10 protein-coding genes are annotated in these 14,349 nt (G+C 34.2%); 2 read left to right on the top strand and 8 right to left on the bottom strand.

All coding sequences use genetic code 11. The annotated features are described in order from the left end of the window. Window positions 1-180: 180 nt before the first annotated feature. The 3 genes from rpsI to Q0870_RS00470 all read right to left on the bottom strand — a co-directional run bounded on the left by rpsI (window position 181) and on the right by Q0870_RS00470 (window position 2,120). A complete protein-coding gene (gene rpsI / locus Q0870_RS00480) occupies window positions 181-567 on the bottom strand; it encodes a 30S ribosomal protein S9 (RefSeq protein WP_282122869.1) in 387 nt (128 codons plus the stop codon). Window position 568: 1 nt separating this feature from the next. Beyond that, window positions 569-1,024: a 50S ribosomal protein L13 gene (rplM, locus tag Q0870_RS00475; RefSeq protein ID WP_298550103.1), complete on the bottom strand. Its 456-nt coding sequence runs from the start codon at window positions 1,022-1,024 to the stop codon at window positions 569-571. A gap of 133 nt (window positions 1,025-1,157) precedes the next feature. After that, window positions 1,158-2,120, bottom strand: a complete 963-nt coding sequence (locus Q0870_RS00470) for an L-threonylcarbamoyladenylate synthase (RefSeq protein WP_298550101.1) — start codon at window positions 2,118-2,120, stop codon at window positions 1,158-1,160. 458 nt (window positions 2,121-2,578) lie between these two features. Between Q0870_RS00470 and Q0870_RS00465 the strand changes: the two genes are divergently transcribed. After that, window positions 2,579-4,531 (top strand): YgiQ family radical SAM protein, encoded by a 1,953-nt coding sequence (locus Q0870_RS00465; protein ID WP_298550099.1) that lies wholly within the window; start codon window positions 2,579-2,581, stop codon window positions 4,529-4,531. Window positions 4,532-4,629: 98 nt separating this feature from the next. Next, window positions 4,630-5,139, top strand: coding sequence for a hypothetical protein (locus tag Q0870_RS00460; RefSeq protein ID WP_298550097.1), 510 nt, complete (start codon window positions 4,630-4,632; stop codon window positions 5,137-5,139). A 57-nt stretch (window positions 5,140-5,196) separates the two neighbouring features. On the opposite strand, the gene Q0870_RS00455 is transcribed toward Q0870_RS00460, so the two are convergent. The 5 genes from Q0870_RS00455 to Q0870_RS00435 form a co-directional block, all read right to left on the bottom strand. Further along, window positions 5,197-6,285: a DUF3179 domain-containing protein gene (locus tag Q0870_RS00455; protein ID WP_298550095.1), complete on the bottom strand. Its 1,089-nt coding sequence runs from the start codon at window positions 6,283-6,285 to the stop codon at window positions 5,197-5,199. Window positions 6,286-6,295: 10 nt separating this feature from the next. Then, complete coding sequence (locus tag Q0870_RS00450; RefSeq protein ID WP_298550093.1) at window positions 6,296-7,273, bottom strand: hypothetical protein; 978 nt, start codon at window positions 7,271-7,273, stop codon at window positions 6,296-6,298. A gap of 86 nt (window positions 7,274-7,359) precedes the next feature. Beyond that, window positions 7,360-9,627 (bottom strand): aminotransferase class III-fold pyridoxal phosphate-dependent enzyme, encoded by a 2,268-nt coding sequence (locus Q0870_RS00445; protein ID WP_298550092.1) that lies wholly within the window; start codon window positions 9,625-9,627, stop codon window positions 7,360-7,362. A 3-nt stretch (window positions 9,628-9,630) separates the two neighbouring features. Then, on the bottom strand, window positions 9,631-12,498 hold the full coding sequence (polA, locus tag Q0870_RS00440; RefSeq protein WP_298550090.1) for a DNA polymerase I: 2,868 nt from the start codon (window positions 12,496-12,498) through the stop codon (window positions 9,631-9,633). Between the two features lie 65 nt (window positions 12,499-12,563). Beyond that, complete coding sequence (locus tag Q0870_RS00435) at window positions 12,564-14,234, bottom strand: MFS transporter (protein WP_298550088.1); 1,671 nt, start codon at window positions 14,232-14,234, stop codon at window positions 12,564-12,566. Window positions 14,235-14,349 lie beyond the last annotated feature (115 nt).

Here is a 14,349-nt window from a genome sequence, read left to right as displayed (position 1 = left end):
GTTGAATTAGCAATGTTCCATTTGGCTTTTAGCTTTTTTGCTTTTGGCTCTTGGCTTCATTTAGATGCTAAACTAAATCCTGTTTTTACACTAGGACAACAATAACTGTTTTAATTTATAATTTTGATTTGAAAATGATAAAGAAATCTGGTAAACAGATCCTGAACCATGTCCAGAATATTAACGTTTAGAGAATTGAAACTTCTTACGAGCTTTCTTCTGACCGAATTTTTTACGTTCAACCATTCTTGGGTCTCTTGTTAATAAACCTTCTGGTTTAAGTGTTAATCTGTTCTCTGCATCAACTTCGCACATTGCACGAGAAATTGCTAAACGAACAGCCTCAGCTTGTCCAGTAATACCACCTCCATATACATTTACTGTAATATCAAAGTTGGCGTCATTGTTAGTCAAAACTAATGGTTGTTTTACTTTGTACTGTAAAGTAGCAGTAGTAAAATAATTAGCTAAGTCTTTTTTATTGATTGTAATGTTTCCTTTTCCTGGGGCAACATAAGCGCGCGCAACAGCCGTTTTTCTACGGCCAATTTTGTGAATTACTTCCATGTTATTTAAATTCTTCTAGATTTATTGCTTTTGGCTTTTGAGCTGCATGAGCATGCTCTGTTCCAACAACAACTGTTAAATTACGGAATAAAGCCGCTCCTAATTTGTTTTTAGGTAACATGCCTTTAACCGCTTTTTCTACTACTCTTGCAGGATCTTTTCCAAACAATTCTGTAGCAGTTAAACTTTTTTGACCTCCTGGGTATCCGGTGTGACGAATGTATGACTTGTCAGTCCATTTGTTACCAGATAACGTGATTTTTTCGGCATTGATAATGATAACATTATCTCCGCAATCAACATGAGGTGTGAAGTTTGGCTTGTGCTTACCTCTTATAAGTTTTGCAACTTTAGAAGCTAAACGACCAAGCGCTTGACCTTCAGCATCAACCAAAACCCACTCCTTATTTACAGTAGCTTTGTTTGCTGAAATCGTTTTGTAGCTTAATGTGTCCACACTTTGATTTTTTAATTATTAAACATTCCTCTCTTAAAAAAGAGTTTGCAAATTTACGATAAACTATTGGATTACCAAACCTAGTTTGAGGTTTTTTTATGGTTGAAAATCAGGTAGCTGGAGCCAAAGAAATTTAACTACTAAATGTAGCACGTTGCAACCTGTCGTTAATTGATTTTCCTAGTCCAAAATCTGGAAATTTTTCAGCGATTATAACGTCTAAATTTTGATGGTCTAAATCGTGCATAGCATCATAAAGTTTTGATGCTGCTTCTTGCATATCGCCTTTTTTAGATAAGATGATTTGTGTGGTTATAGTTTCGTCATTTAAGTCTTCTTTGAAAGTAAGAATGCCAATGTTTTTGCCACGGTGCTTTTTTATTTCTTTTGAAATAGCATCCGTTAAGAAGGTTTTCGTTGCCGGAGCGTAATGACGTTCTAACATCCCTGGGGCATCTGGACTCTCTTCTTTTTTGTTTTTTATGGCTACTTTCCCCACAACAGATTCAATATCTTCTATAGCTAATGCGCCTAAACGATAAATGATTGGTTCATCATTTTTAAAGCCTATAATGGTTGATTCTATACCATTTGTACATGCGCCACCATCTAAAACTTGACCGATAACATCTTTAAAATAACGCTCTACATGTTCTGGTTTTGTGGGGCTAATGTTTCCAAAAGGATTTGCACTAGGTGCTGCTAAAGGGAATGGTAACTGCTTTAAAAGTTCTAAGGTTACTGGATGATTTGGTACACGGACTGCAACGGTAGTTTTTCCAGCAGTGATTAAATCAGGGATTATAGATTGTTTTTTTAAAACTAAAGTCATTGGCCCAGGCCAGAAGGCTTCAGCTAATAATTTTGCTTTTTCTGGGATATGACTTACAATATCATTTAAGGCACTTATTGATGGTATATGAACGATTAGCGGGTTGAAAAATGGGCGTTTTTTAGTTTCAAAAATACTTTTTATTGCTATTTCACTAAAAATGTTGCCTGCGAGACCATATACTGTTTCGGTAGGTATGGCAACGAGTGTATCTGCACTTAGTAGTGAAATGGCTTTTTGTATGTCTTTTGAAATGATACTCATTTTTGTAAATCAGGTTGCAAAATTAGTTAAAATAAATATATTTTGTTCATTTTGCCTTGATGCAAAACGAACCAAAAAATCAAGTTCAAGCCGAGGAATTTTTTATTCCGATAGAATAGGTATTAAAACCGATTTGAAAACTCCGCGTAGAACTGCGTTCTCCTGTTCTCGGAACTTTTCTTCATCTATTCTGCGCCTTGACGTTCAATTCTGCGAATTGATTAGGGTGTTGACCTTTTTACTTAGGTATTGTTTTTGGTTATTCGTTTCATTCTTTATTTTGACTAATGACTAGAGTAGTGACTCTTGCAAGCAGGCTTGCGTTAGGGATTGAACGGCATGTTTGAAATCCCCGATATAGGAGGGATTGAGTAGTGAAAGCCCGACCCTTGTGGTAACGCCCAAATTAATTGACTTATAATGTGTAAGCGTTGTTTTTTGCTTATTTTTGCAGTGCTATGGAGGAATTAAAGCTTTCGGATTGGTTGCCTACCACAAATAAAGAGGTGAAAATACGCGGTTGGGATGCGCTGGACGTGATTTTGTTTAGCGGTGATGCTTATGTGGATCATCCGTCGTTTGGACCTGCCGTTATTGGTCGGATTTTAGAGAGTTACGGTTTGCGTGTGGCTATTGTGCCGCAGCCTAACGTGAATGATAATCTTCAGGATTTTGTGAAATTGGGTGCTCCAAAATTGTTTTTTGGGGTAACTGGTGGTTGTATGGATCCCATGATTAGTAATTATAATGCGAATAAAAAACGCCGCGATAAGGATGCGTATACGCCAAATGGTGATATAGGGTTTAGGCCGGATTATGCGAGTACGGTGTATTCGAATATTTTAAAGGAAAAATGGCCTGATGTGCCGGTTTTAATTGGGGGGATTGAAGCATCGTTGCGACGTGTAACCCATTATGATTATTGGAGTGATAAGCTTATGCCTACTATTTTAGAATCTTCGAAAGCGGATATGTTGGTGTATGGTATGGGCGAGCAACCCTTACGAGAAGTGGTACGTTTGTTGCAAAAAGGGGTTCCATTTTCTAGTATTACTACTATTAAGCAAACTGCTATTTTATTGGATGCGGATGCTAAAGTTCCAAAAAATAGTAATTGGGAAGATGTTGAAATTGTATCGCATGAGGTTTGCTTAAAGGATAAAAAGAAATATGCTTCTAATTTTAAAACAATAGAGCAGGAGAGTAATAAATTGGCTGCTAGACGTATTTTTCAGAAGGTAGGTGATAAGACCTTGATGATTAATCCGCCTTACCCTACAATGACTGAGGATGAAATTGATGCGTCTTTTGAGTTGCCTTATACACGAATGCCTCACCCAAAATATAATAAGCGCGGACCAATACCTGCGTTTGAAATGATTAAGTTTTCTATTAACATTCACCGTGGGTGTTTTGGAGGGTGTAGTTTCTGTACTATTTCTGCTCACCAAGGGAAGTTTATTGCGTCTCGTAGTCAGGAATCGGTATTGCGAGAGGTAGATAAGGTTGCAAATATGCCAGATTTTAAAGGCTATTTGTCTGATATTGGTGGCCCAAGTGCGAATATGTACAAGATGAAAGGGAAAGTTCAGTCCATTTGTGATAAGTGTGTAGCGCCTAGTTGTATTTCGCCTGTGATTTGTAGCAATCTGGATACGTCTCATAAGCCTTTAACAGATTTATATCAAGCGGTTGATAGTCATCCGAAAGTGAAGAAATCGTTTATTGGTAGTGGTATTCGCCACGATATGTTGGTGCCTGAATTTAATAAAAATGCCGACCCTAAAGAGTTGGATGATTATACCGAAGAGGTCATGACAAAACACGTTTCTGGAAGACTTAAAGTAGCGCCAGAACACACAAGTGATCCTGTATTGAAATTGATGAGAAAACCGTCTTTTAGTTATTTCCATAAGTTTAAGGAACGTTTTGATAAGATTAATATTAAGAAAGGGTTGAAACTACAATTGATACCTTATTTTATTTCGAATCATCCAGCTTGTGAAGCTGAAGACATGGCTAATTTGGCTGCAGAAACTAAAGACATGGGCTTTCAACTTGAACAAGTTCAAGGCTTTACGCCTACACCCATGACGGTGGCTACAGTTATTTATTATAGTGGTTATCACCCATACACTCTAAAAAAAGTAAACACGCCCATAACTCGCAAAGAAAAAGATGAGCAACATCGTTTTTTCTTTTGGTATAAAGATGAAAACAAAGCGTGGATTAAAAAGACTTTGAATAAACTTGGGCGACAGGATTTATTAGATGTCTTACTTCCTGAAAAGACAGAAAAGTGGCGTAAAAATAAACCTAGTGGTGAAGCAAAACATACTTTTGATGATGCTATTCCTTTTAATAAGCGCAAGAATAAAGCTAAATTTAAATCAAAGAAAAAGCGACGCTAACTTATGTCTTTAGTAGTTAATTTTTTTTTTATAAATTTTAATGATGACATTTTTAATTTATGTTTATGTATACATAATAAACATAAAATTAAATTCAAATGAAAATTATTAAAATCATTACTTTATCATTTTTGCTATTTACATTATCATGTTCAAATTCTTCTGATGATACTGAGGATAAAAAAAACGAAGTCAATCAAATTGTTGGGTATTGGGTATTATCAGATTTTGTGATAGATACTTCTATTACGCCTGAAAAACAGGAAGAAGCCCTAGGGCTGCAAACAGCATTACCTAACTTAGCTTGTTATGTGCTTTCTATAGATTTAAGAGCAGATAATACTGTTACTTTGGAAGTTGCAGTTTTAGATTTGGTTATAAATACAAATCCTACTAATCCAATCTATACATGTGTTGATGTTAATGAACAAATAGGAACCTGGAGTTTTGAAGATAATACCCTTACACTTACTTCTACAGGCGGATTATCTGATTCAGCAACAGTTAGGTTTGTAGGAGATAGAGCAGCTTATGTGTCAGCAGATCCTTTTGGTGAATTAAGTGATATAGCTACAGAACTTCTTTTTGAGAAATTTATAGAAATCTAGTATTAAAAAAGGCTGAAATCAAAATTTTGATTTCAGCCTTTTTTAATATGTCTATAATTAAGTGTAGATTTCTGGATTTGGATAAAATGCAGCAATAGCAAACCAATAACTAACTACAGATTTAGCTTTGCCTAAAGATTCTCCAGCATTTGGGCCAGATATAATTTCTCCAAAAATAGACCATGCATTTCCAGAATCATCGATAAAAATGGTCCCCTCAGCCTCATTAAATTCGTATTGGAAATTGGTGTTAGCATATTCAGGTGAAAGCTCGAAAGCATTAATTATAAATTCATTACCAACTATTAAATAATCTTTCTCATTTAAGGAGTCTTTAATTACTTTACCTCCAGCAAAACTTGAAAATTGATAAGCTTTTGATGTGTTATCATCAATTATGCAATATACACGTTCTTTATGGGGTAGTGTAGAATTTATAATATCAGGTCTAAAAATAAAAAAATCATTATTAGTGGCGTAATTACCATAGGGTGATGTCCCATAAGTTCTAGAAAATCCAGTTTGCCTATTCAAAATTTTAGAATCTGGATACAAAGCTTTCCATGTTTTCCAGTCTGTTTCAACTACATCTAGCAAAATAGGTTTAGCACTTATTAGTTCTCCATTAATACACTCTAAACCCAATTGAGACCAATTGCTATCTGTATTTCTATCATATAAAATCAAATTAGCATTATAAAGTAATCCAGATACACCAAAAGAACTTCGTGTTCCATCTGCTATACTTTCCCATGCAAAAGCGGTACCAGTTAATGGGCAGTAATTTATAGTAACAAAATCATTGCCAACTTGATCATTACTAACTTCATGCCAATCCATAATGATATGCGGATAAGCTTTTACTTCATTATTATTAATAATACCAATTACTAAATCATTATCATTTAAAAAATCAACATCCTTTGCATTTGTAAAGTTTGGGCTGTCTATAGAAGGAATACCATCTTTTCCTGGTCCACCATCTCTTATTTCGTTAATAGGAATTAACCATGAGTTATCATTTGTTGTTTCGTTTATAGGAGTTGAACTTGGACCGCCAATTCCATTTTGGTCATTATCATCAGAGATGCTACTACAAGAAATGATTAATAGCATTACAATAAGTTTTAAGATATACTTTTTCATAGTTTTATAATTAAGTTTGGATAAAAAGCTTTTTTGTTTTTGGCTTAATTTTGAATAAAAATCCAGTTGTAATTCTGTATGTGGGTGTTAATTGTGTGCCAATAATATTACTGTAAAGCGGTAATTCTGCTCTTGTAGAGAAAGCTATATTTGGTGTAATATCTATTGAAAAATTTGGAATTATAAATATCCAATCTCCTCCAGTATTTTCTAATGCTTCTCCATCTACTTGATCTTTTACCGCATTTCTGTATTTAAACGATAGACTAGGGTTTATAAGAGCTTTAAAAAAAACAAATTGATCTGAAAAACTTAAGAATCCTTGAAATTCATTACCATATTTATAGGTTGAGTTTCCAAGGTATTCATTGTCAGTTCCAGTATTTCTGTAAGTGAATCGAAGCGATGTATTCAATGAAGGTCTAAAATTAAAGCGTTTTGAAGTTGATAACCAATAAATAAAGTCCCAAGCATTGCTTCCGGGTTGTAAATCGTTTATCAATAGAATACCTCTTGAGTCTAATTCAGTAGAAGAGCCTAAAGGCATTTTTGTTCCAAAGCCTAAAGTTAAGTCACTGTTTTTAGAATAGATATCACGAAAGCGATATTTTAACAAAAGGATAGCATCTCCTATTCCTGATGAGGCTTCTATATTTTTGCTATTATCAAACTGACTTGTAATAATTCGACGTTGGTTTACCCATGTTAATAACCCTTCTGCTGAAAAGTTATTAGTAATTGCATAGCTTGTATTTAATAATACAGAGTGCGTAGTTCGCAATCTGAATTTTTCATTTAATTTTTTTAGCCCTGATTTTAGAGTATTTAAATTATTGTAGTCATAATTTAAACCTATTTGTAGCGTGCCTTTATCTTCTTGTGATAAGCCTAAATTGTTTGATAAAGGGACACCACCAGAACAGCATTGCGCACTAATATTTATCGAACAAAAAAGAAAAATACTAAGTAGGACTTTTTTAAAAAACATAGTGAAAGCTTATTAACTAATAAGTTGTCGCTATATATTTTATGTCCTTACCAATTTTAACATTTTTGATATTAATGAGTTTTTAATCAAGCATAATAAGTTTCTAAAACACATGAAATAGCATTTACAACAGTCTTAGCATTTTCTTTAGTAAAGCATAAAGGCGGTTTAGATTTTATCACACTATCATAAGGGCCATCTGTACTAACTAAGATGAAACGATTGCGTAATTCATTTTTTATATGATGCGCCAATTCTGTATTTGGTTCTATAGTATTTTCTTTGACAATTTCTACACCAATAAATAAACCAGAGCCTCTTATATCTCCAATACAGCTATATTTTTTCTTTAAAGCTCTGAATTGAGAGCGGTAGTACTTGCCAACATCTTTTGCGTTTTGTTGTAATTTACCAGCGTCAATTTCTTGTAATACTGCATTAGCAATGGCACACGATACTGGATTACCACCAAACGAACTAAAAAACTCCACACCTTTACTAAAACTATTGGCAATTTCTGTTGTACAAACTACAGCCCCCATTGGATGACCGTTTGCTATGGGTTTTCCTAATATCACGATATCAGGTACAACTTCTTGAGCTTCGAAACCCCAAAAAACATCTCCCAAACGCCCAAAACCAGTTTGTACTTCGTCGCTAATACAAACACCACCTTGTTTTCTAATGGCTGGGTAAATGTGTTTTAAATAGTCTTTTGCTAAAGGCACCTGCCCACCACAACCCACAACAGGTTCTGAAATAAAAGCAGCGATTGACTTCTCGCTTTGTTCTATAGCTCTAATAGCATCTTCGGCATATTGTTGTCCAGCTGTACCATTGTTATTGGTATATTGACCTCTGTAAGTGTCCGGAATTGGTGTTTTTATAATATGATTTTTTTGACCTTGCCCTTTTTTATTACTAAACTTATAATCGCTAATATCTATAGATAGTTGGGTATTACCATGGTAACCATGTTCCATAACCATTACATGTTTTTTATTGGTGTGCGCATGGGTTAAACGTATTGCTAAGTCGCTTGCAGCACTTCCAGAATTCACAAAAAACACTTTGTTTAAAGCATTAGGGAATTTAGATAAAAGCTTTTCAGCATAGTCTTGAAGTTCATCATATAAATAACGTGTGTTGGTATTAAGTTGCGCCATTTGTTTAGTGCCAGCAGCTACTACATTTGGGTTAGAATGTCCCACATGTGGAATATTATTATAGGCATCCAAAAAAGTATTTCCATGAGCATCGTACATATATTGAAACGCAGAGCCTTTCATATAGATAGGCGAATCGTAACTAACTGATAAATTACTGCAAAAATGATGATTGCGTTCTTGTAACACATCATTTGCCGTCTTTACAGGTTCTATATTAAAAGCCGCTGCTTTATAAAATGCGTTTTTAGCTTTTATAGGATTTATAGAAATCCATTTGTGCAACATATTCCAAGCATTTTTTTCACTTACTGTAGCATATGTATTATTTGGGTCTTCTTTTTTAGCATTAGCAGAATTACAAACGCTAGTACATAATCGGCCAGCGATGAGATAATAAAGAATATCTAACTCTTCCGTTTTTAGAGGTAATACTTTATGATAAGCCTTAATAATAGGTAACATCCATTGTAAAGGGTTTTCCTTATCATAAGCTACATACGTTAAAGCAATAGCTAACTCATTTATTAAAAAAGAATGCGCTAAATCTCCAAAATCAATAAATCCAGATACTGAATTATTATTAACTAATACATTCCATTCATTAGCATCATTATGAATAACAGAACGCCTTAAAGTAGGCGCAATGGGTTGCACATGTTGTTGATACTGTTGAAAGAAATACAAAACTAAATTCCGATTATGATGATTTTCAATACAGTCAATATATTTTCGGTTATGCTCTAAGTATTGTAAATCCCATTCCCACTGTCTGCCTTTAAAAACGTGATTATTCAATTTTAAAAGCTGGACATCTAAATGGCCTAAAAAAGAACCAAAAGATTGCATGAGCTTTTCAGTATGTTCTGTTTCAGCTAAAAAATCGCCATCTAAAAACGTTAAAAGTCTGCAAATGGTTTTCTTGCCATCAATAATTTCAACTTTAATAAAATTACCATCAGTAAAAGCGATGGGTTTTGGAAATTGGTTATTGTGGTTAAGTTGATTTAAAATGTAGTTTTCAGCAGTCACTAAAGCTAATATATCTTTGGTAAAAGAATAGGTTTTAAAAATATATTTGGCAGAATCACTCTTTACAAGGTAATTGACATTATCATAACCATTGAGTTTTTTTAACTCAACAATATTAAAATGTAACCAACTATTTAAAGTCTTCTTAAGTATCATATTTTAGTGTGCTTCAAGCCAATTAAAACCAGTATCCAACTCAACATCCAAAGGCACTTCTAGTTTAAATGCACTTTCCATTTCAGTTTTTACCAGTTCTTTAATAGTTTCTAATTCAGGTTTAAAAACATCAAATACCAATTCATCATGCACTTGTAATAGCATTTTGGTTTTAAAATCGCCTTCTTTAAGTTTATTATAAATATTAATCATAGCAATTTTAATAATATCGGCAGCACTACCTTGTATTGGTGCGTTTACAGCATTACGTTCTGCAGCACCACGAACCACAGCATTCCTAGAATTGATATCTTTTAAATAACGGCGGCGACCTAAAACAGTTTGTACATAGCCATTATCACGAGCAAAATCTACCTGTTCACTCATGTAAGCACGAAGTTTTGGATAGGTTTCATAATAGGTATCAATCAATTCTTTGGCTTCACTTCTAGATAAATCAGTTTGATTACTTAACCCGAAAGCAGAAACGCCATAAATAATCCCAAAATTTACTGTTTTAGCATTACTACGTTGTTCCCGAGTTACTTCATTAATAGTCACATTAAATACTTTTGAAGCGGTAGACGCATGAATATCTTCTCCATTTTTAAAAGCTTCAATCATGGTTTCTTCTTTACTTAAAGCGGCAATTATACGAAGTTCAATCTGGCTGTAATCGGCAGCCAATAAAATATAATCTTCATTTCTAGGTACAAATGCTTTACGCACTTGTCTCCCGCGTTGTGTTCTAATAGGAATGTTCTGTAAGTTGGGATTGTTGCTACTTAATCGTCCTGTAGCAGCAACGGTTTGCATGTAATCAGTATGCACTCTGCCTGTAGCGTCTTCAACCTGCAACGGTAATGCATCCACATACGTGCTTTTCAATTTGGCAAGCCCTCTGTAGTCTAATATATTTTGAATAATCTCGTGGTCTTTTGCTAAATAACTCAACACGTCTTCTGCTGTAGAATATTGACCTGTTTTGGTTTTTTTAGGCTTATCAACCAACTTTAGTTTTTCAAATAAAATAATACCCAACTGTTTAGGAGATGCAATATTAAATTCTTCACCAGCAGCCTCATAGATACTTTTTTCTAGGTTTGAAATATCAGTATTCAATTCTTCAGATAATCCATTTAAAAAGTCTTTATCTAAATTAATGCCTTCTAATTCCATAGCAGCTAAAACACGTAGCAATGGAATTTCTATATCATCAAACAGTTTTTGTGTATTGGCTTCGCCTAATTCAGTTTTAAAATGTTCTTTTAATTGTAAGGTGATATCTGCATCTTCAACTGCATATTCAGTTTGTTTTTCTAAAGGAACCTCTCGCATTGATAATTGATTCTTTCCTTTTTTACCTATTAATTCTGTTATAGAAATTGGAGTATAATTCAAATACGTTTCAGCCAACACATCCATATTATGACGCATATCTGGATTTATTAAGTAATGCGCTAACATAGTGTCAAACAACTTGCCTTTAACTTCAACATTATATTTTGCTAAAACTTTAATATCGTACTTTAAATTCTGACCTACTTTTTCAATGGTTTCACTTTCAAAAAACGGACGTAATTGCTCAATCAGTTCTTGAGCTTTGTTTTTATCATCTGGAAAAGGTATATAAAACCCTTTACCAACTTCCCAAGAAAGGGCAATACCAACCAATTCTGCAGTTAACGGATTTAAACCTGTAGTTTCTGTATCAAAACATACAGACGTTTGGCTCATCAAGTTTTTAATAAATAATTTGGTTGCCATCCCAGACCCTACACTTTGGTAGAAATGTGATACTGTTTCTGCTATTTTTCTCGAAGATGCTGAACTTGTTTCAGTATCTGTTCCACTTGAAGGGTCTGCTCCAAATAAAGAAAATTGACCCGCACCTGCCGAAGCTTGTTCTTTAGGAGTGGCTTTTGGTTTTTCATCTGTAGCTTTAGCGTTGGATGATTGTACAGTTTCACTAGCTGTTGCTTGGGCTTCAACACTAAATGTTTTTGTAAAATTATCAATCAATCTTCTAAACTCTAACTCTTGAAAAATCTCAACTACTTTAGGGATATCTGGTTGGTCTAATTCAAAATCTTTCGCATCAAAAGTGACAGGAACATCTAACATAATTGTTGCTAGTTTTTTTGAAAGTAATCCTAATTCGATATTCGCTTCAACCTTTTCTTTCATTTTACCTTTCAGCTGGTCTGTATTAGCCAATAAACCTTCCATACTTCCGTAAGCCGCTAAAAACTTTTTTGCAGTTTTTTCGCCAACACCAGGTAATCCAGGAATGTTATCGCTAGAATCGCCCATCATGCCTAAAAAGTCAATGACTTGTAATGGGTCTGTTACTTCAAATTTCTTTTGAACCTCGGGAATCCCCCAAGTTTCATAACCACCGCCAAACATAGGTCGATACATAAAAATATTTTCAGAAACCAATTGTGCAAAATCCTTATCTGGTGTTACCATAAAGGTTTGATAGCCCTCTTTTTCGGCTTGCTTTGCAAGAGTTCCAATAACATCATCGGCTTCATAACCCGCTTTAACCATAATGGGGATATGCATGGCCTTCAAAATGTCTTGAATAATAGGTACTGCAATTTTTATGGCCTCTGGGGTTTCGTCTCTATTGGCTTTGTATTCGGTGTACATTTCCACACGGTCTGCACTTCCGCCTTTATCAAAACAAACAGCCAAATGGTCTGGACGTTCCCGTTTTATAACATCTAAAAGGGAATTCATAAACCCCATTATTGCTGAGGTATCTAGACCTTTAGAGTTGATTCTAGGGTTTTTAATAAAGGCATAGTAGCCGCGGAAAATTAATGCAAAGGCATCAACTAAAAAGACACGTTTATTATCAGACATTTTGTTTGTTTTGATAGAAACCAAAGCTACAAAAAGTTAGTCGTAAATTTAGTTGATGTAATTATTTAATACGTTACGTTTTGTTTGTCCAAAACAGTTTTAGTTCTAAAAGCATAAAACACCAAATAGGCAAAACAAGCTACAGCAATCCAGTATGATGATTGGATGCTAAAAACATCTGCTATTTTACCTTGAACAGGAGGAATAATTGCACCACCTAGAATCATCATTACTAAAAAAGCAGAACCTTGAGAAGTGTATTTTCCTAATCCAGCAATACTTAAGGTGAATATACAAGGCCACATAATAGAACAGAATAAGCCACCAGATAAAAATGCAAACAAGGCTATATTTCCTGATGAGAACAAGCCGATTAACATAGCTACAGCACCAAGTAAGCTAAATGTTTTTAGTGTGGTTACTGGATTGTCTTTAGCATAGAAAAATCCTAAAATTTGAACTGCAATACATACCGAGAAGAATAAAATTTCATCTTTAGAGAAACTATATTTTATAGAATTTACTAAAATTATTATTCCAAGGGCAACATAAGGTACTGCAATAAGAAGTATTTTTTTTAGTCCTTTACTTGGGTTGAAGACAGCAATTGCGCCTACCCAACGACCAATCATTAAACCGCCCCAATACAATGATATATATTTACCTAATTCTGAGTCATTCAAAATAGGTAACCCAATACCATTTAAACCAGAATCACCAACACTCTTTTTTAATAATTCACCTAAATTACTCCCGATAGTTACTTCTGCGCCAACATAAGTGAATATAGCTAGCATGCCTAAAACCAGTTGTGGATACTTCATAGCACCCCAACCTTCAGGTTTTTTAGATGCACTTGTGTTTGCAATAAAAATAGCAGCTACTACTGCAAAAAGAGCAACAAAAAGAACTAGCAAACGTTGTTGTTCTAAATTTTCAGTAGCTACAGCATTACCAGAATATGTGCTAAATATATATCCAAAGCAACCAATGATAACTAGCGTTAAAACAATCAATAAATTTCTTGCTTTGTTTGCTGGTTCAAAAGCAGTGTCAGATTTAAGATCTGGTAGTTTTTTAGAAAAGTAAAATAAAGCAGCAGCAAGTAAAAATAACAATCCCACACCTACATAAAGCCATTGTACCGTTATTAATGTAATTTCATTGTTTTTTATCATAGTTGCCAATTCGCTGGTAGACCATGATGCCGATCCAAAAATAACAAGGCTTACTACTACAGGTCCAATGGTAGTTCCAAAAGAGTTGATGCCACCAGCTAAATTAAGCCTATGAGATCCTGTTTTTGGGTCACCAAGAGCAATTGCAAACGGGTTTGCGGCAGTTTGTTGTAAAGAGAAGCCTAAGCCAACTATAAACAAAACTATAAGGACAAAATAAAACACTGCGGTTTGCCCCTGTTCTGCTCCAGAAGTAGCGGGAAACATAATAAATGCACCAATTGCAGATAATAATAAACCATATACAATACCATTTTTGTAACCCCAATTATTTAAAATATCGCGTTTTACTGCACTAGACATGATAAATAGTAACAATGCACCAATATAATAGGCTCCATAAAATGCAAAGTCTACAAGTTGAGACTGAAACTGGTCAATATTAAAATACGTTTTACAAAACGGAATAAAAACACCGTTTGATGCAGCGATAAAGCCCCAAAAGAAAAATACAGTTACTAAAGTTGCTAATGCAGATTTGTTGTTTTTACTTGTCATATCTATGTTTGTTAGTGTCGATTTATATAATTAGAATCTTTAAAAAAAAAAATTCTAATTAAACTGAATTTTAAAAATACGTTTTCCAATATCGTTATTTTTTTTTAAGAAATGT

The organism is uncultured Algibacter sp., assembly GCF_947487575.1.
Taxonomy (GTDB): domain Bacteria; phylum Bacteroidota; class Bacteroidia; order Flavobacteriales; family Flavobacteriaceae; genus Algibacter_B.
The sequence above is the reverse complement of the archived record's forward strand: the minus strand, read 5'-3'. Positions and strand labels throughout refer to the sequence as shown.

Coding starts and splice junctions, on each gene's coding strand:
- rpsI (WP_282122869.1), bottom strand. CDS start 567: ATGGAAGTAATTCACAAAATTGGCCGTAGAAAAACGGCTGTTGCGCGC.
- Q0870_RS00470 (WP_298550101.1), bottom strand. CDS start 2,120: ATGAGTATCATTTCAAAAGACATACAAAAAGCCATTTCACTACTAAGT.
- Q0870_RS00465 (WP_298550099.1), top strand. CDS start 2,579: ATGGAGGAATTAAAGCTTTCGGATTGGTTGCCTACCACAAATAAAGAG.
- Q0870_RS00460 (WP_298550097.1), top strand. CDS start 4,630: ATGAAAATTATTAAAATCATTACTTTATCATTTTTGCTATTTACATTA.
- Q0870_RS00455 (WP_298550095.1), bottom strand. CDS start 6,285: ATGAAAAAGTATATCTTAAAACTTATTGTAATGCTATTAATCATTTCT.
- Q0870_RS00450 (WP_298550093.1), bottom strand. CDS start 7,273: ATGTTTTTTAAAAAAGTCCTACTTAGTATTTTTCTTTTTTGTTCGATA.
- Q0870_RS00445 (WP_298550092.1), bottom strand. CDS start 9,627: ATGATACTTAAGAAGACTTTAAATAGTTGGTTACATTTTAATATTGTT.
- polA (WP_298550090.1), bottom strand. CDS start 12,498: ATGTCTGATAATAAACGTGTCTTTTTAGTTGATGCCTTTGCATTAATT.
- Q0870_RS00435 (WP_298550088.1), bottom strand. CDS start 14,234: ATGACAAGTAAAAACAACAAATCTGCATTAGCAACTTTAGTAACTGTA.